This window comes from Vibrio sp. Evd11, assembly GCF_900382755.1.
Classification (GTDB): Bacteria; Pseudomonadota; Gammaproteobacteria; order Enterobacterales; family Vibrionaceae; genus Vibrio; species Vibrio lentus.
On the sequence record NZ_OSDX01000042.1, the window covers coordinates 1 to 16,931 of the forward strand.

General features: G+C 44.3%; 15 protein-coding genes. 6 read left to right on the forward strand and 9 right to left on the reverse strand.

Annotation, left to right across the window (positions count from 1 at the left end; genetic code table 11):
- Window positions 1–282 precede the first annotated feature (282 nt).
- Entirely contained in the window at window positions 283–1,077 is a 795-nt protein-coding gene (locus ED652_RS16400; protein WP_122055502.1) for an ABC transporter permease, read from the reverse strand.
- Between the two features lie 437 nt (window positions 1,078–1,514).
- Here ED652_RS16400 and torE point away from each other — a divergent pair, with 437 nt between their 5' ends.
- The 3 genes from torE to torA are packed head-to-tail and all read left to right on the forward strand — an operon-like array spanning window position 1,515 to window position 5,418.
- Window positions 1,515–1,697, forward strand: coding sequence for a trimethylamine N-oxide reductase system protein TorE (torE, locus tag ED652_RS16405; protein WP_004734591.1), 183 nt, complete (start codon window positions 1,515–1,517; stop codon window positions 1,695–1,697).
- Between the two features lie 52 nt (window positions 1,698–1,749).
- Window positions 1,750–2,931: a pentaheme c-type cytochrome TorC gene (gene torC / locus ED652_RS16410; protein WP_122055503.1), complete on the forward strand. Its 1,182-nt coding sequence runs from the start codon at window positions 1,750–1,752 to the stop codon at window positions 2,929–2,931.
- 24 nt (window positions 2,932–2,955) lie between these two features.
- On the forward strand, window positions 2,956–5,418 hold the full coding sequence (gene torA / locus ED652_RS16415) for a trimethylamine-N-oxide reductase TorA (RefSeq protein WP_122055504.1): 2,463 nt from the start codon (window positions 2,956–2,958) through the stop codon (window positions 5,416–5,418).
- 337 nt (window positions 5,419–5,755) lie between these two features.
- Here torA and ED652_RS16420 read toward each other — a convergent pair whose 3' ends face one another.
- The gene (locus ED652_RS16420; protein ID WP_122055505.1) at window positions 5,756–6,970 is read right to left on the reverse strand and encodes a putative manganese transporter; all 1,215 of its coding nucleotides are present in this window, start codon (window positions 6,968–6,970) and stop codon (window positions 5,756–5,758) included.
- A gap of 201 nt (window positions 6,971–7,171) precedes the next feature.
- Between ED652_RS16420 and ED652_RS16425 the strand changes: the two genes are divergently transcribed.
- Window positions 7,172–8,077 (forward strand): manganese-dependent inorganic pyrophosphatase, encoded by a 906-nt coding sequence (locus ED652_RS16425; RefSeq protein WP_017104082.1) that lies wholly within the window; start codon window positions 7,172–7,174, stop codon window positions 8,075–8,077.
- 140 nt (window positions 8,078–8,217) lie between these two features.
- On the forward strand, window positions 8,218–8,607 hold the full coding sequence (locus ED652_RS16430; RefSeq protein ID WP_122055506.1) for a DUF2750 domain-containing protein: 390 nt from the start codon (window positions 8,218–8,220) through the stop codon (window positions 8,605–8,607).
- Window positions 8,608–8,700: 93 nt separating this feature from the next.
- Here ED652_RS16430 and ED652_RS16435 read toward each other — a convergent pair whose 3' ends face one another.
- The 7 genes from ED652_RS16435 to pspF all read right to left on the reverse strand — a co-directional run bounded on the left by ED652_RS16435 (window position 8,701) and on the right by pspF (window position 15,957).
- Window positions 8,701–9,555: a DUF2927 domain-containing protein gene (locus ED652_RS16435; protein ID WP_254051712.1), complete on the reverse strand. Its 855-nt coding sequence runs from the start codon at window positions 9,553–9,555 to the stop codon at window positions 8,701–8,703.
- Window positions 9,556–9,593: 38 nt separating this feature from the next.
- Window positions 9,594–10,376 (reverse strand): ATP-binding cassette domain-containing protein, encoded by a 783-nt coding sequence (locus tag ED652_RS16440; RefSeq protein ID WP_017108396.1) that lies wholly within the window; start codon window positions 10,374–10,376, stop codon window positions 9,594–9,596.
- Complete coding sequence (locus ED652_RS16445; protein ID WP_076671388.1) at window positions 10,373–11,374, reverse strand: oligopeptide/dipeptide ABC transporter ATP-binding protein; 1,002 nt, start codon at window positions 11,372–11,374, stop codon at window positions 10,373–10,375. Before ED652_RS16445 ends, ED652_RS16440 begins: the two co-directional genes overlap by 4 nt.
- Window positions 11,374–12,261: an ABC transporter permease subunit gene (locus tag ED652_RS16450; RefSeq protein WP_122055507.1), complete on the reverse strand. Its 888-nt coding sequence runs from the start codon at window positions 12,259–12,261 to the stop codon at window positions 11,374–11,376. The genes ED652_RS16445 and ED652_RS16450 overlap by 1 nt, the downstream gene beginning before the upstream one ends.
- Window positions 12,248–13,210, reverse strand: a complete 963-nt coding sequence (locus ED652_RS16455; protein ID WP_076676592.1) for an ABC transporter permease subunit — start codon at window positions 13,208–13,210, stop codon at window positions 12,248–12,250. The genes ED652_RS16450 and ED652_RS16455 overlap by 14 nt, the downstream gene beginning before the upstream one ends.
- Window positions 13,210–14,832: an ABC transporter substrate-binding protein SapA gene (gene sapA / locus ED652_RS16460; RefSeq protein ID WP_122055508.1), complete on the reverse strand. Its 1,623-nt coding sequence runs from the start codon at window positions 14,830–14,832 to the stop codon at window positions 13,210–13,212. Before sapA ends, ED652_RS16455 begins: the two co-directional genes overlap by 1 nt.
- A gap of 102 nt (window positions 14,833–14,934) precedes the next feature.
- Window positions 14,935–15,957, reverse strand: a complete 1,023-nt coding sequence (pspF, locus tag ED652_RS16465) for a phage shock protein operon transcriptional activator (RefSeq protein ID WP_122055509.1) — start codon at window positions 15,955–15,957, stop codon at window positions 14,935–14,937.
- Window positions 15,958–16,256: 299 nt separating this feature from the next.
- Here pspF and pspA point away from each other — a divergent pair, with 299 nt between their 5' ends.
- Entirely contained in the window at window positions 16,257–16,928 is a 672-nt protein-coding gene (gene pspA, locus ED652_RS16470) for a phage shock protein PspA (RefSeq protein WP_004734604.1), read from the forward strand.
- Window positions 16,929–16,931 lie beyond the last annotated feature (3 nt).

The following is a 16,931-nucleotide window of genomic DNA, read 5'->3' on the forward strand; positions in this document are numbered from 1 at the left end:
CCCCCTTCTAGGGGGTTATAAAGCAAAACCGCCTTCTAAGAAGGCGGATATTTTTTTGTGGAAAACCTACATGTTGTTTTCTTAAATTATCACCTGAGTACTTAACAACGCAGATCTGCACGTGTGTATATGTCCTTGAAATCACCGAAGGATCAATGGCAATGATCCTTGACCGAGCCGAAATGAGCAAAAAAGGATCTATATTGATTTGGTTATCCACAATTTCTGTGGATAACCTGTATCAAATTCAGTGAGTAACCAGATCTAAGAGGAGTCGGGAGGTTATTTTGAAGGCTGTATTTGAGCGAGTACTCGTCCTTCTTTGGTCAACGAAGTCTTTAACGATAGGTGAAGAGCAAGCGCTAAAGAGCAGCTCATCATCAAGAAAATAGCCAACATGATCATCAGTTGATACTTAATTGCGATCATTGGTGAAGCTCCCCCGAGAATTTGACCTGTCATCATCCCCGGTAGCGTTACTAAGCCTGTAGTTGTCATTGAGGCCATAATAGGAGACATCGCTTTCTGTATAGCATTACGCACAAAAGGCGCTGCAGCATAAGTAGGAGACGCGCCTAACGCGATTGCTGCTTCATATTCTGATTTCTGTGTTTCAAAAGCACCAAACAGGTTCTGCAATGCCACTATATTACTGCTTAAGCTATTACCCAATAACATCCCTGCGATCGGGATAAGGTATTGTGCGTTAAAAACGGGTGTTGGTTTAATGATAAATAAGCAGATGAACAAGACAATGGGTACACAGGTTACCGCTAGGCTCACAGCGACAGGGACTAACAAGAGATTTCGGGGTAACTTGGACTTTTCAACAATCGAGCTTGCCCCAACGATAATCATCGTAAATAACCACAGTAAATTGACCCACAAGCTATTCAAAGTGAACAGGTATTCTAGGTAAAGTCCAACCAGAAATAGCTGAACAGCCATGCGAATGATGCTGATAGACGCCTCTTTGCCAAGGCCAAGTTTTAACTTGTGGTTGATTACAATTGGCAGCAATAGAAGTGAGCTAAAAAACCATAGTTGCCACCAAGATATATCAATAACGTCTTGCATAATGCTTCCTTTTGATGAGGTTTCTATCATATCTGAAAGTGCCAAATGATGCATTTCAACTGCAAAGTCATCGATTCGAAAAACGATCAATTATTTAACAAACAAAACACAAAATAGTGGTTGTTTGAGGCTTTTTTGGCTACTACTTAGTAGGTAAAAAGTTAAAATCGGTTGTCAAATGGTTGCGTAAGTGTTGGTTTTTAACATTTGTGAAATATACTTAATTCTTCACATTTGTTAATACTTTTTAATAACTTTGTTTAACTGAAAACAAGTTTGGATGACCTCAAAAAAGTATTGATTAGCAAGGGTTATAACAGGAGATTTGATTGAACCCTACTTTGTGTATGGTCTAAAATTTGTTGTTAGATACTCAAGAACTTTAGCTCCTTAGAATGGGCTACTCGAAATTACTAAATACAAAATAGGCAAAATGTATGAGTGATGTTAATAAAATTGAAACTGGCGAAAAACGCTCGTTGGAGTGGAAGTCATTCCTCTTCATTGCGGTGGTTCTCTTTCCAATATTAAGTGTGGCTTTTGTGGGAGGCTACGGCTTTCTAGTTTGGGCACTGCAAGTGTTTGTATTAGGTCCCCCAGGTGCACACGGCGGCATGTAATGCCCTCTTGCTATCACATTTTTATTAGAACTAATTTTTAAGAGAGCTAAACATGAAATCATTTTTAGTTAAATTATGGCGAACAATGACTCGCCCAGCAGTACACATCAGTCTTGGTGTACTAACTATGGGTGGCTTTATCGCCGGTGTTATTTTCTGGGGTGGTTTTAACACTGCGTTAGAACATACAAATACAGAAGAGTTCTGTGTAAGTTGCCACACTATGCGTGACAATGTTTACGTAGAACTGCAAGAAACGGTTCACTGGAAAAATACCTCTGGTGTACGTGCAACTTGTCCTGACTGTCACGTTCCACATGAATGGACAGCTAAAATTGCTCGTAAGATGCAAGCATCTAAAGAAGTATTCGCTCAAGTATTTGGTGACCTAGACACGCCAGAGAAATTCGAAGCGCGTCGTATCGAACTGGCTAAACATGAATGGGATCGTTTCTCTTCGAACAAATCTCTAGAGTGTAAAAACTGTCACAACTACGATTCAATGGACTTCGAGAACATGCGCCCAACAGCACGTATTCAAATGAAGAATGCCGCTGAGCGTGATCAAAGCTGTGTTGACTGTCACAAAGGCATAGCACACAACCTTCCACTTGATATGGCATCAGCAAGCGGTATTGTTGGTGAGCTAGAGAATGTTGCAAGCAGCACATCTTATGCATCAGGTAGCGACGTTATTTCTATTCGTCACCTTCCAATGTACACAGATGAAACAGCAACAGTTGAAGCGGGTCTACTAAGCCCTGCAAGTAAAGTTGCGGTTATCGACGAAAAAGGCGACATGATCAAGATTCAAATCGACGGTTGGCGTAAAGCGAAAGGCTTCGGACGTGTAATCCAAGAAGACTTCGGTATGAACATCTCAACTGCAATCTTGACGAAAGAAGTCTCTCAAAGTGACGTTATCACTGTTGGTGAGAAGAAAGAAGATGAGCTTACTGGCCTTCCATGGGAAGAAGTTAACCTAGCACTTTGGATGAAGAAAGAGTCTATGGTTGATAACTTCGATCCAATCTGGAACGCAGCGGGTCAAGCGTACCAATCTAACTGTTCAACGTGTCACTCACAGCCAGATGAAGCTCACTTCAGCGCTAACGGTTGGGTAGGCATGCTAGATGGTATGATTGCGTTCGTTAACTTCGATACAGATACAGAAGCACTTGTTCTTAAGTATTTACAGAAGCACTCATCAGATTTTTCTGAAGGCCATCACTAATAAGACGTCAATTGGAGTAACACAATGGCAATTACAAGAAGAAGTTTTCTGAAAGGTGTCGCTACTACAAGTGCGGCATCGGTTATCGGTCCAAGCTTATTGGCGTCGGCATCAGCGTCTGCTGCAGAAACAGACGGCGCGTGGAAAGTCTCTGGTTCTCACTGGGGTGCATTCCGAGCTCGCGTTTACGCGGGTAAAGTGCAAGAAATTAAACCTCTAGAAATCGATCAACACCCAACTGAGATGTTGAAAGGTATTAAAGGTATTATCTACAGCCCATCACGTGTGCGTTACCCTATGGTTCGCCTAGATTGGTTGAAGAAGCATAAATACAGCGCAGACACGCGTGGTAACAACCGCTTTATTCGTGTGACTTGGGATGAGGCACTAGACCTTGTTTACCGCGAACTAGAACGCGTACAGAAAGATTACGGTCCATGGGCGCTTCACACAGGTCAAACTGGTTGGAGACAAACGGGTCAGTTCCACAGCTGTACTAACCACATGCAACGTGCAATGGCACTTCACGGTTACTCTGTGAAGAAAATCGGTGACTACTCGACAGGTGCTGGTCAAACGATCATGCCTTACGTGCTAGGTTCTACTGAAGTATATGCTCAAGGTACATCTTGGGAACTTATCCTAGAAAACAGTGACAACATTGTTCTTTGGGGTAACGATCCAGTTAAGAACCTGCAAGTAGGTTGGACGTGTGAGACTCACGAATCATTCGCATACCTAGAACAGCTGAAAGAAAAAGTTGCTAAGAAAGAGATCAACGTTGTTTCTGTTGACCCTGTGAAGAACAAAACAGGTCGTTACTTAGAAAACGAGCAGATGTACATCAACCCACAAACTGATGTGGCGTTCATGTTGGGTGTTGCTCATGTTCTTTACAACGAAGGCCTATACGACAAGAAGTTCATCGAAACTTACTGTCTAGGTTTTGAAGATTTCATCAAGTACGTTCAAGGTGAAACGAAAGACAAAGTTGAGAAGACGCCAGAATGGGCTTCAGCTATCTGTGGCGCAAGCGCGGACTCTATCCGTGATTTCGCTAAGATGTTGGTTAACGGCCGTACACAGATTCTTGTTGGTTGGAGTATTCAACGTCAACAACACGGTGAGCAGCCTTACTGGATGTGTGCAGTTATCGCAGCAATGGTTGGTCAAATTGGTCTACCTGGCGGCGGTATCTCTTACGGTCACCACTACTCAGGTATCGGTGTATCTTCGACTGGCTTCGCTGCTCCGGGTTCTTTCCCGCTGAACATCGACCAAGGTCAATCACCTAAGCACACCAACACAGATTACAACGGTTACAGCCGCGTAATCCCAGTTGCTCGTTGGGTAGATAGCCTGCTTGAACCTGGTAAGAAGATCAAAGCGAACGGTTCTACTGTGACGCTGCCTGACATCAAGATGATGGTATTCAGCGGTAACAACCCGTGGCACCACCACCAAGATCGCAACAAGATGCGTAAAGCATTCAAGAGCCTACAAACTGTAGTGGCTGTTGATTTCGCGTGGACTGCAACTTGTCGTCACTCTGATATTGTTCTTCCAGCTTGTACTCAGTGGGAACGTAACGATATCGATGGTTACGGTGCGTACTCTGGCCGTGGTTTGATCGCAATGCACAAGCTAGTGGATCCTCTGTTCCAGTCTAAGACTGACTTCGAGATCATGTCTAGCCTGACTAAACGTTGGGGTCGTTACGACGACTACACACGTGGTATGGACGAAATGCAGTGGGTTAAATCTCTATATGACGATTGCCGCGCTTCGAATGAAGGCACGATTGAAATGCCTGAGTTTGCTGAGTTCTGGGAGAAAGGTTTCCTAGACTTCGGTAAAGGTAAGCCATGGACTCGTCACGCTTCATTCCGTGAAGATCCAGAGATCAACGCACTAGGTACGCCTTCTGGTTTCATCGAAATCACAAGCCGTACTGTTGGCAACATGGGTTACGAGCACTGTCAAGAACACCCAATGTGGTTCGAGAAATCTGAACGTTCACACGGTGGTCCAGGCTCTGACAAACACCCGTACTGGCTACAATCTTGTCACCCAGACAAGCGTCTTCACTCTCAGATGTGTGAATCTGAAGAGTGGCGTGCGACTTATGCGGTACAAGGCCGTGAGCCAATCTACATCAACCCGACGGATGCTAAGAAGAAAGGCATCAAAGACGGCGATGTAGTACGTGTGTTCAACGACCGTGGTCAACTACTAGCAGGTGCTGTTCTAATGGATAGCTATGCTCCTGGTGTTGTTCGTATCGAAGAAGGTGCTTGGTACGGTCCGATCAACGAGAAAGTGGGCGCGCTAGATACATACGGCGATCCAAACACACTAACTCAAGACATCGGTACGTCTGAACTTGCTCAAGCAACGTCAGCAAACACATGTTTGGTTAACTTCGAGAAGTTCCAAGGCAAACTGCCTCCAGTAACTTCATTCGGTGGTCCAATCGAAGTTTCTTAAGTTTTGTACTTAAGAACCAAGACTAAAGCTTGAATTAAAGCCCCTGTAAGGATTCTTACAGGGGCTTTTTGTTTTTCTAATGTACGGTGTTGGGATTTCTATTAGGCATTGTCGCAACTTATGGAGGCGTCTTTGAGAAGCACTATAACGTACTGCTATTGAAGCAATTGAGCCGAGAGGGTGAGTCAAAAGAATCTCTTGTGAGAAGCTTAGGTCACTGAAAACAATTAGGTTACTGGAAGCAATTAGGTTACCGGAAATAAAAAGGCCGATACAAAGTACCGACCTAGTAGAAACCTATGGAGCTGAGCGTAAACCTTGAAGATTGAGCGTAAAGCTACACTTCGAACATAAACCAATAACCGTATGCACAAATCAAAGCGGGAACACTGGAATACAAGGTCGCTACAAGCGCTGCTTTCGGTGCCATTGCAATAGCAGGGAATAGCGCGTCACCATCATTCGAAATAGCATTACCGACTTGAGCCGAGAGTGGCAGTGCACCTGAAAGATAAAGACTAGTCACCAACAACTGAGGACCACAGCCAGGTAATAGCCCCATCAACACGCCAGCCAGGGGGAGCATGATGCCCCAACTTGAGAATAGCGTCGCAAAATCTACATTTGCTAGCACAGAACCAAATTCAAAAAATAAGAAAGCAACCACAACCCACGCTGTTACGAAATTAGTATCTTGAGCCGTTTTTTGTAGTGGATGAGAGCCTACACATTTCTCGTCTTCACTTACTGCTGATTTGTAATCTTCAATTTCACGGGTGAGGCCCCATAGAAACATCGAGCTAATCAACAAAACAGTTCCCGCCCATTCCATCGACATTTCGGGCAAAGCGAGCAACTCATTTACGTCCACTTGAAAAGAACCAAGTAGGGCAACCACGGCACCTGGAATAATGAGTACAGACCATAGATAACCTTGTAGGTTTATCGCTTTTTTAGAGACCGCTTCTTTGTCTTGAGATTGGGAAGCACAGCTGCTCACCGCTTCATTTTTCTCTGCTTTTTTTGGGCGTAAGAAGTCGTCTGCGTGAAACAAATTAATGATTCGGCCTGACGCAGTGCCGACAATCACGCCCATCGTCATCATGGCTAAACCAGTCTTGGGTTCGCTTGCAATGAGCAGGAAGGCTGCATCACCCATGGTTGAGACTAGCACCGCAACGACGGCACCAAATCCGAGTTTTCCCGAGATAAATTGTGTGGTCACCACTATCGCACCGCCACAGCCGGGCAACGCTCCCATGAGAGCCGCGAATACCACTTGGTTCGAACGGGATTGATGGACGAGCTTGTTGAAGACGTTATCTTTGTTTATGTACAAGCTTAACCCGTGGTAAATCGCTAAGGTCAGAGCAACATAACAAGACACGGCCCAAAAGGCGTCTGACAAGGTAGTAACCGTCAATTCTCGAGTGGCAGGCGCCACAACTAAAGCAGCAAGTGAAATAGGCAAAAGCAGGCGCTTAAATGACAGTGAAAACTGAGTTGTTTTCGCAGCGCTACTGCTTGGCAAAAAAGAGATTAGTCGATCCATAGGTGTTACTCAAAATTAGTGGTTTAAGATAAATATATACGAATGATAATAATTATCAATTGTATTTGTTGTTTTTTTATCTATTGTTACCATTGGCTAAACTTACGAAACATGACCAATCTGAAAAAATGAGGTAAAGTATGGCTAATAAAGAGAGGCTCTAAAGGTAGAGTCGTAATTGTTAGTGTAATAGGAAGAAACATGATTTTAGTTGTTGGTCACAAAAACCCTGATAGTGACAGTATTTGTAGTGCGTTAGTTGCAACAGAGCTTCTTAAAGCTCGTGGCGAGGAAGCGACACCAATTCGCCAAGGCGAGATCAACCGCGAAACTCAACACATTCTAGAAGTCGCTGGTGCTGAAAAGCCAGAACTTCGTACTTCTGTTGCTGGTGAGAAAATCTGGTTAGTAGACTACTCAGATCTAGCACAAGCACCAGACGATGTTGCTGAAGCAGAGATCGTAGGCATTGTCGATCACCACCGTCTAGGTGACGTGATGACAGTTAACCCTATGGAAGCTTGGATCTGGCCTGTTGGTTGTACAAACACTGTACTTTTCAACATGTTCAAGATTGAAGGTCATGCTATCTCTCAACAGATCGCTAAACTGATGATGTCTGCAATTCTTTCAGACACAGTTGGTTTTGCCTCTCCAACATGTACTCAAAAAGACAAAGACGCTGTTGCTGAGCTTGCTGAAATCGCTGGCGTAACAGACGTTGATGCTTTCATCAAAGCACTTCTAATTGCTAAAACAAACATCGAAGGCCTATCTGCTGCACAGCTAGTAGAAAAAGACCTTAAAGGCTACCCATTCAACGGTCGCGATGTTGTTGTTGGTCAAGTTGAGCTTGCTACTCTTGAGCAAGTAGACGGCATGATCGAAGCGCTAGAAGCTGATCTTGAAGCGCGTTGTGAGAAAGATGGTCTAGCGTTCGCTGCAGTAATGCTGACAGATATCACTACAGCTCAAACTCGTCTTCTATACAAAGGTGAGTGGGCTGATAAGCTGGTTAAATTCGAGAAAGACGGTGTATTGATGATGGAAAATACACTTAGCCGTAAGAAGCAAGGTTGGCCTTGGCTTCAAGGCGAGCTTGTTTAACCAAGTCGCTTAATTATAAACGCCTGCTAATTTAGCAGGCGTTTTTCTTTGAAGTAGACTTTCTTCTCAATAGAAATATTTGAAGTTAATGCTACTCAGCATAAAATGAACAAAGTTACTGACTAACGTAGGAAATTAAGATGACTACACAGCTAGACGATAAAATAATCGCTGAAATTAATAAGTATACGGGTGAACAACGCCTGAAATACTGTGTGAAAGAAATCGTAGCGAACCGTGAAGTATGGATCTTAACCGATGAGCACGGTTGTGTGATGTTAAACACCGAAGACGAAGATTGTGTTCCAGTATGGCCAAACCAAGAGTTCGCAGAATCGTGGGCGACGGGTGATTGGTCTGAGTGTAAAGCAGAGTCTATCTCTTTGAACAAGTGGCACAGTCGCTGGACTAACGGTCTAGAAGACGATGAACTTGCCGTTGTGGTATTCCCGAACGAGCAAGAAGAAGGGGTTATCTTGTTCCCTGACGAATTCGACTTTGAGCTGAAGAAGCAGGCTGCAAAGCGCTAATTCTCTCGTCAAATTGTAAGCCAGCGTTGTCTTATCTCGGACAGCGCTGTTATTCTATTTTTCCTTTCTAAGCTGCTTTCCAACGTATTTTCGTCAATACCCAATAAGTTGATACAAAGGTGCCTGCTGTGCTGCTTTAGAAGCTTCTTGAAGTACACCTGTTTCGCTGTATCTCTTCAATATCTTTCGAACTATGGGTTTTGCTTCTGATTCGGTCATTCCAACCTTCAATTCTGGTTCATACAAAAGCTTTAGGAGTACCACATCTAGTGGCGATAATAAGTCTTCTGGCGTGTAGTCATTGAATATAGAAGGGTAGGCTTTGTCTGAGTCATTGGGTAACCCAAGTACCTGTGTTATCTCTTCAACAATACAGGCGACCAGCTTTCCTCTTGCTCTTGCTTGATCCACTGGGATCACAATCCCTGCATATACAATCTCCCCTTTGGAATTGGTTCGATAGCCAGCAGTACAGATAGCGCTGTTTAGATGCTGTGTCGATTTCAGTTTGAGTACAGTTTTGGCTTCAGCTATCCACTGACTCTGCCTTGTGTATATCCATTTAACGTTTGCATCCGATTCTCGAGTGACGATTTTAATCGGATGTTGGGTGACTTTCGCTAGGTGCTGGACGTGCAATTCAGTGAGCTCTTGATGAAGCTCTTCGTCGCCGACTCGGTGATCGATCCATATTTTGATTGGACGTTTCCATTTGGCGAGCGGTTTGTTGCCTTGAGCGTATTCGTGGCGTAACGCGACATCACAAAAGGCATTTTCGACAAACGTTTTATCAAGCCAAGTGAGTGGAGTGCTGGCAGCGTTGAAAGAAAGCAGTGCTAATAACGGAAATGTTAATATAGGGAATACAAGTAAGAGAACTTGTGTGAGGTTTGGAATTCGTATCAACAAGTGTTTCTCCTCCTTGAGAACCACATCGAAATCTCCCATCTCTACGTTATTATTAGCGATGGGAGCGAGCTTATGAGCTAGTGGTTCGGCGCTTTGAAGAAATGGCTTTCTACCAGTCTTTGAGTGATCTGGTGGGTTGGGTTGGTGAGCACTTCATGTGTTTCCCCAGACTCAACGACGTTTCCTTCGTGCATGACAATGATCTTATCGGTGATGTGTTTAACGATACCGATATGCTGGGACACGTAAACAAACGATACACCCATCTCTTCTTGAAGCTCTAAGAACAGGTTGATGATCTGAGAACGCATCGCCATGTCTAAACCGTTCAAGGCTTCGTCTGCAACAATGATAGAAGGTTGAAGGATTAAGGCGCGCGCCAAACATACCCTTTGTTTTTGACCTGCAGCCAGCATTTGCGGGTAAAAGTAAGCATGCTCTGGTAAAAGTCCAACACGCAACAAAGTTTCCTTCACACGCTTCATACGGGCTTCAGGAGGCATGCCAGTGTTTCGCTTTAAAGGGCCTTCAAGGATTCGACCTATCTGTATGCGCGGGTTAAGCGAGGTGTTGGGATCTTGGAAGATCATACGAATCAGCTTACAGCGCGTTGAATAGTCTTTGTGCTCTAGCCTTTCACCGTTAACACGAATTTCGCCAGAGGTAGGTTCAACCATACCTGCAAGCATTCGTGCTAATGTCGATTTCCCAGAGCCATTTTGACCGATAAAACCAATAGTTTGACCGGCTTCCAGGCTAAAGCTCACAGGTTTGACTGCCTGATGAATCTTTTTACGGAAAAGACCAGAGCGTGTCGTAAAGTCTTTTGATAACTCGCTGACTTCTAATAATGCACTCATGATTTCTTTTTCTTCTCCATATTGAGAGGGAAGTGACAATTAAACTTGTGGCTTTTAATACGTTTGGTATGAGGGATCTCAACACATTGTCTTTGTGCGTAAGGACAGCGTGGCCCTAATCGACAACCAATCGGTAGATGCTGCAATGGAGGGATTGACCCTGGCAGCGACTGCAATTTTTCTTTGTGTGGAATCCAATCGTTGAAGTCAGGCATCGCTTTTAGCAGTGCGACGGTATAGGGGTGCTTTGGCACATCCAACAGTTTGGCTGTATCCGCTGATTCTACTGACTGGCCACAATACATCACGGTGATTCGTGTTGCCCATTGAGTGATAGTCGTTAAATCGTGTCCGATGAGGAGAATCGTCGTGTTGTGAAGTTGATTCATTCGGCTCAATAAGCGCAGGATCTGCGATTGAGTGATTGGATCGAGATCGTTTGTCGGCTCATCGGCAATCAAGATCTTTGGTTTGGCTGCAATCGCCATCGCAATCATGACTTTTTGACATTCACCGTCAGTCAGCTCATACGAATAGCTGTCCATCAGGCGAGAGTGATCTTTAATGCCGACTTTATGCAGTAGAGCAACGGCCTGCTTCTTGCGCCATTTGAATCGTTGCCACCATCGGCCTTCGAAAGAATATGAAGGAATCGCTTCAATGAGTTGATGACCTACTTTTTCAGAGGGATCAAGACAGGAGGATGGTTCTTGGAAGATCATGGCGATATCGCGAGCAATCACACGACGTCGTTCTTTGGGTGTCAGCTGAAGCAAATCGATATTGCCAAGGCGCATTCGGTCAGCAGACACTTTCCAGTTTTCTTTACAAACTCCGACGATCGCTTTCGCAACCAAGCTTTTACCTGAGCCTGATTCACCCACCAGACCACGGATTTCCCCTTCATTCAGGGTCAGACTCATTCGGTCAACGGCTTTAACCATCCCTTGTGGGGTTTCAATTTCGATGGTTAGGTGTCGAATATCAAGTAACGGCATTATTCGATTCCTGCATTTAGCGCTTGGCGAACACCTTCACCCACGAGGTTAACAACGATAACGGTAAACATAATAGCTAAGCCGGGTAGGGTTACTGTCCATGGTGCTAGGTAAATCAGTTCAACTGAGTCACCCAAGATTGAGCCCCACTCAGTGCTCGGTGCTTGTGCGCCTAAACCTAAGAAGCCTAAAGCAGTTATGTCGAGAATAGCGACGGACAGCGCCAGTGTAATCTCAAGCGCAACAACGGTCAGAATATTAGGAACAATTGAGTTCCATAACAAATAGAAGTCGTTCGCACCATCAAGGCGCGAAGCAAGAATATAGTCTTTCTCTACCTCGGCATGCACGGCAATGTACACCGAGCGGATAAAGCGTGGTATTAGAGCCAAACACAGCGCCAGTAAGATATTAAATTCACCAAAGCCGAGAAAAGCCACAAAGATGATCGCGAGAAGCAAAGACGGAATCGACATAACGGTATCAAGCAGGTGGTTTAGCGTGCTTGATAGCAACCCTCGAGTCATGCCCGCGACAACGCCAATCAAGCAGCCTATGACTGCTGCAATGAAGGTAATGATGACCGCTGCGCCAAAGGTTAGCTGTGAACCAATAATCAGACGAGAAAGAATGTCTCGGCCTAAGTCATCGGTACCAAGGAAATACTCGACCGTACCAGCCGGATCCCAAGAGGGCGGTGTTAACAAATGCCCCGTTTGTTCTTGAGAATCATGTGGTGCCAACCAAGGCGAAGTTATCGTCACTAAAATGATCAGCCCTAAACACCATAACCCAAACATCGCTAGGTTGTTGGCACGAAAGCTTCGCCAAAAACGCTCAAACTGGGTTGGAATTTGCTCTTCCTGGTAGACGTTATTTGTTAGCATACCATTCCTTCCTTACCAGTGGATTGACCATTGCGCCCAATAGGTCTGACAAAATGTTCGCGGTCAGAACCAACGTCGCGACCACAATTACGCCAGCTTGAATTGAAACGTAATCTTGATTAGATAAAGCATCTAACAACCAGCGGCCAATACCCGGCCAGTTAAAAATAGACTCGGTAATGATAGCGAGAGTTAACATACTGGATAGTTGAACGCCAACCTTTGGAATAATTGGTGGTATCGCATTTCTTAACACGTGCTGCGTGACGATCTCTCTTGTTGAAAGACCTTTAATTCGTGCGGCGCGGATGTAGTTTTGAGTCATCACTTCAGCCACTGATGCTCTCATCAGTCGAATTACCTGAGTCGTGGGGGCTAGTGCCAAAACAAGACACGGTAACGCCATATGCTCGATAACACTTTGCAATGCGTGCGCTCGGTAACGACCTTCGGCAAAAAAAGCATCAATCATAGCGAAGCCTGTGACGTGCTCAATTTCATAAAGTAGATCGTATCGGCCACCAACAGGGAACATCTCAAAGTGCAACGAAAACACCATGATCATTAGTAATGCGACCCAAAATATAGGCGCAGAGTAACCAGCCATTGAAGTAAACGATATTGTTGTATCGACAAACTTGCCTTGTCTCATACCTGCAATCGTGCCGAAAGGAATACCGATAAACAGAGCCAGAACAAAGGCAAAGAAACACAGTTCTAACGTTGCAGGGAATACCACGACAAGCTCATCGATGATAGGCGCCCCTTGTTTGCTCAAGCCAAAGTTCAGTGTCGATAATTCTGTGATATAGCTAAGCCAACCGGGCCAAAAATCTTGAATCGCCCAAGGTGAGGTTTGATCTAATCGAAGCAGAGCGAAGCCAACTAAAGTCAGAATCCCCAGAGTAATAATGAATAAGTTTACACGTCTTAAGGTATACCAAAACATCACCGCACCTCTCTTCTGACTTGATCAAAAGGTTGGGCATTGAATGGGCTCTGTTTGAAGCCTGTTAGCGAACGATCGTGCACGCGAAATTGCACGCCATGAGCGAGAGGAATCACAGGAACCTCTTCATTCAATATGTTTTGGGCTTGTCGATACAGATTCACGCGATGCCTTTGTTGATTGATTTCCAATGCCAAGTCGAGAAGGAAATCAAAGTCTGAATTACACCACATAGAGACGTTTAATCCCGCGCGTTCTGAGCTGCATGAGAGAAGCGGACGTAAGAAGTTGTCTGGATCGCCCGTGTTGCCGATCCAACCTGTGAGTAATAAGTCTGTGGAGGAAATTGATGACAGCTGTGTACGATCAAATCGGTCGTCAGTATAGAGCTTAAGTTCGATACCAATATCAGCTAAATTTGCTTGGATTAATTCTGCTGTTTTTCTTGGGCTTGGGTTGTAAGCTCTTGGCTCCAATGGCACCCACATTGAAAGTTCTAATCCTGGTTCGACGCCAGCCTCTTTTAGAAGCGCAACCGCGTAGTTTCGGTCGTAGCGAACTTGAACGCTGTCTTTTTGATAAGCCCAAGAAGTCGGGGGAAGCAAGGTGTAGGCTTTTGTGCCTGTACCGTAGTACACAGAATCAAGAATGTTCTGACGATTGATAGCCAAGTTCAATGCTTTGCGCACTCGTGAGTCACGTAGTGCGGGGTGCTCAGTGTTCAGTGCGATGAAAGACACATTAACCGCAGGCGTGGCGGAAATCTTCAACTCTTCATGAGCTTGAATAATAGGAATCTGACTAGAAATCGGTGAGTTCAATACATCACATTCACTACGTAGTAGCTTGGCAAGAGTCCCCGTCCCACGTTGTGAAGTATCAAACACAACTTGATCCATTTCTACGTCACCCTTCCAATAGTGCTTGTTCTTTTTCAAGCGTACTAGATCATTGATTTGGTATTCATCTAAGTAGAAAGGACCTGTGCCAACGGGCTTGGAGTCCATTTCATTCTTCTCATCCGCAGCAATGAGTTTATTGGCATATTCTTTAGAATGAATGACCGCATAGCTGGTGGCGATATTGTTGAGAAACGAATTGTCTGGACGACTTAATTGGAATTTCACCGTTAGGTCATCAACCGCAGTGATATCGACGATCAGGTTTTGGAAGTCGATACCGGCAAACCATGGGTATAGGCCGCCGCCTACATAATGAAATGGGTTTGAACTATCAATGATTCGATCAAAACTAAAGACCACATCATGTGCATTCATACTGCGAGTTGGGGTAAACCAGTCTGTGGTTTGGAACGCAACATTAGGGCGCAGTTTGAAAGTGTACTCTGTACCCGATTCATCGACAGACCAGCTTGTTGCCAAGTTCTGTTTTGGTCGGTAAGTCATTGGATCAAGAGTAAGCAGTGTATCGAAAATCTGAGGGCTCAGCGATTCTGAGGTAATGCCACTATCAACCAGTTGTGGGTTGAAGGTGCTAGGATTACCTTGGCCGCAATAAATGAAGCCTTTTTCACGAATTTGCTCGTGATTCACACTCTCACCACATCCAGCTAAAAAGCTCAGCGTGCAGATGCTCAGTGATAGTCTTATTAGTGCTTTCATAAAAAGAAATACTTTTCGAAACGAGGCGTTAGAGGAGCCTCAAGATCCGGACAATTTAACATTTTATTTATTCGGCTCCAAATAATAATCAAGTGTAGACAGCTATTTATCGTTAGCTTGTCCGACAATCGCGTACTTCCTCACCATTCCACGTAATTGGTTGTATGTTAATCCAAGTAATTCTGCGGCTTGTTTCTGGTTGTACTTGCTCTGTTTTAGGGCTTGATTGAGTAGCTTGATGTCCTGTTGTTCTTGCCATGCTTTGTAATCAAGCGGCAAAGAAAACGTGCTCTCTGATGAAGTATGGCTTTTGGAAGGCTCATTGCCAATTTCCAGCGTGGAATATTGATCTATTTTCCAAGCGGGTTTAAATGGGTTAAACACTAAAGATTCAATGGGATATGGATCTTTGCCATGCTGATAGACGGCGCGCTCAATAACGTTCTTGAGTTCTCGCACATTCCCTGGCCATGAATAATCTAACAGTGCTTCAACGGCAGACGGAGCAAAACCGACAAACAGCTCCAATTCTAATTCACGGCACATCTTAATAGCATAGTATTCCGCTAGCAGCGTGATGTCTTCTTTTCGTTCTCGAAGAGGAGGGATAGTAATTACGTCAAACGCCAGTCTATCTAATAAATCGGCTCTGAATTCGCCCCTTAATGCCATATCTGGCAAGTCAGCGTTGGTCGCACAAACCAGTCTTACGTTGGCACTTAAAGCTTTTTGTCCGCCGACACGTTCATATTGCCCGTATTCAATAACACGTAATAGCTTCTCTTGAACGGAAAGGGGAGTGGTCGCGAGCTCATCAAGAAACAGTGTTCCGCCTTCAGCCCTTTCAAATCGACCTTGATGACGACCTTTCGAACCAGTAAAGGAACCAGACTCATGACCAAACAACTCTGAATCTATCAACCCTTCGCTGAGTGTTGAGCAGTTCAGCGAGATCAAAGGTTGATCCCAGCGTCTTGAAAGGTAATGCAACCTTTGCGCGATCAGCTCTTTACCTGTACCACGCTCCCCGATGATCAGAATCGGTCTTTCGATTGGTGCTAATTGAGAAACTTTATCTAACACAGAGAGAAAGCTTGGGGATTCACCAATAAGATTCTGCTGCATAGCGGGTCCTTGTGAGGTTTGAACACTGGTTGATGTGAGTCAGAGAGCTTTGTTTAAATCGCTTAAGTAAGAGAGTAGTGGTGAAAAATACCAATACTTGGTTAAATTCATCATAGCATGGTTCGCGTTAATCACAATTTTATTGTAAGTGATTGAAAATAAATAGCTTAAAAGTTGGCACGCTACTTGGATTACTTATGGTAGGTTTAACAACAAACGTAAATTTGTGAGCAAGTGGATTGAGAAATCGAACATCGATTTAAAGCACATTTGCCATCATTGTAATTAAGGAGTTCCTCATGGGTATTTTTTCTCGCTTTGCAGACATTGTAAATTCAAACATCAGTGCATTATTAGATAAGGCTGAAGATCCTGAAAAGATGATTCGCCTGATTATCCAAGAAATGGAAGACACGCTGGTTGAGGTTCGCACAAACTCAGCAAAAGCAATCGCAGATAAGAAAGAGTTAGCGCGTAAAGTTGAAGCTATCGAAACTCAGATTCTAGATTGGCAAAATAAAGCGACACTCGCGCTAACTAAGCAACGTGAAGATCTGGCAAGAGCCGCTTTAATCGAAAAGCAAAAGCTAGAAGACATCATCAAAAGTCTTCATACCGAGCAAACTTTGGTTCATGAAACCATCGAAAAGCTGACAAGTGAGATTGGCAAGCTTGAAACCAAAATCGCAGAAACACGTGCAAAGCAGCAAGCACTAATGATTCGTAATAATGCGGCAAGCAATCGTCGTGATGTTCAAAAGCATCTACATTCAAGCAAAACCCACGAAGCAATGGCGAAGTTTGAGCAATTCTCGCGTAAAGTGGACGAATTAGAAGCTGAAGCGGACGTTTACGCCAAAACGGGTAACGCAAAATCTTTAGACCAAGAGTTTGCAGATCTACAAGCTCAAGATGAAATCGAAAAAGAGCTGGCGAAACTGAAGCAACAAGTTGAAAACCGCGATAAATAATTT

Bases quoted from the DNA above. Each gene is read 5' to 3' on its own strand.
- ED652_RS16440 (WP_017108396.1), bottom strand. From the start codon at position 10,376: ATGAGTGCATTATTAGAAGTCAGCGAGTTATCAAAAGACTTTACGACA.
- pspF (WP_122055509.1), bottom strand. From the start codon at position 15,957: ATGCAGCAGAATCTTATTGGTGAATCCCCAAGCTTTCTCTCTGTGTTA.
- ED652_RS16430 (WP_122055506.1), top strand. From the start codon at position 8,218: ATGACTACACAGCTAGACGATAAAATAATCGCTGAAATTAATAAGTAT.
- torA (WP_122055504.1), top strand. From the start codon at position 2,956: ATGGCAATTACAAGAAGAAGTTTTCTGAAAGGTGTCGCTACTACAAGT.
- ED652_RS16450 (WP_122055507.1), bottom strand. From the start codon at position 12,261: ATGCTAACAAATAACGTCTACCAGGAAGAGCAAATTCCAACCCAGTTT.
- torE (WP_004734591.1), top strand. From the start codon at position 1,515: ATGAGTGATGTTAATAAAATTGAAACTGGCGAAAAACGCTCGTTGGAG.
- sapA (WP_122055508.1), bottom strand. From the start codon at position 14,832: ATGAAAGCACTAATAAGACTATCACTGAGCATCTGCACGCTGAGCTTT.
- ED652_RS16455 (WP_076676592.1), bottom strand. From the start codon at position 13,210: ATGTTTTGGTATACCTTAAGACGTGTAAACTTATTCATTATTACTCTG.
- pspA (WP_004734604.1), top strand. From the start codon at position 16,257: ATGGGTATTTTTTCTCGCTTTGCAGACATTGTAAATTCAAACATCAGT.
- ED652_RS16445 (WP_076671388.1), bottom strand. From the start codon at position 11,374: ATGCCGTTACTTGATATTCGACACCTAACCATCGAAATTGAAACCCCA.
- ED652_RS16400 (WP_122055502.1), bottom strand. From the start codon at position 1,077: ATGCAAGACGTTATTGATATATCTTGGTGGCAACTATGGTTTTTTAGC.
- ED652_RS16425 (WP_017104082.1), top strand. From the start codon at position 7,172: ATGATTTTAGTTGTTGGTCACAAAAACCCTGATAGTGACAGTATTTGT.
- ED652_RS16420 (WP_122055505.1), bottom strand. From the start codon at position 6,970: ATGGATCGACTAATCTCTTTTTTGCCAAGCAGTAGCGCTGCGAAAACA.
- torC (WP_122055503.1), top strand. From the start codon at position 1,750: ATGAAATCATTTTTAGTTAAATTATGGCGAACAATGACTCGCCCAGCA.
- ED652_RS16435 (WP_254051712.1), bottom strand. From the start codon at position 9,555: ATGGGAGATTTCGATGTGGTTCTCAAGGAGGAGAAACACTTGTTGATA.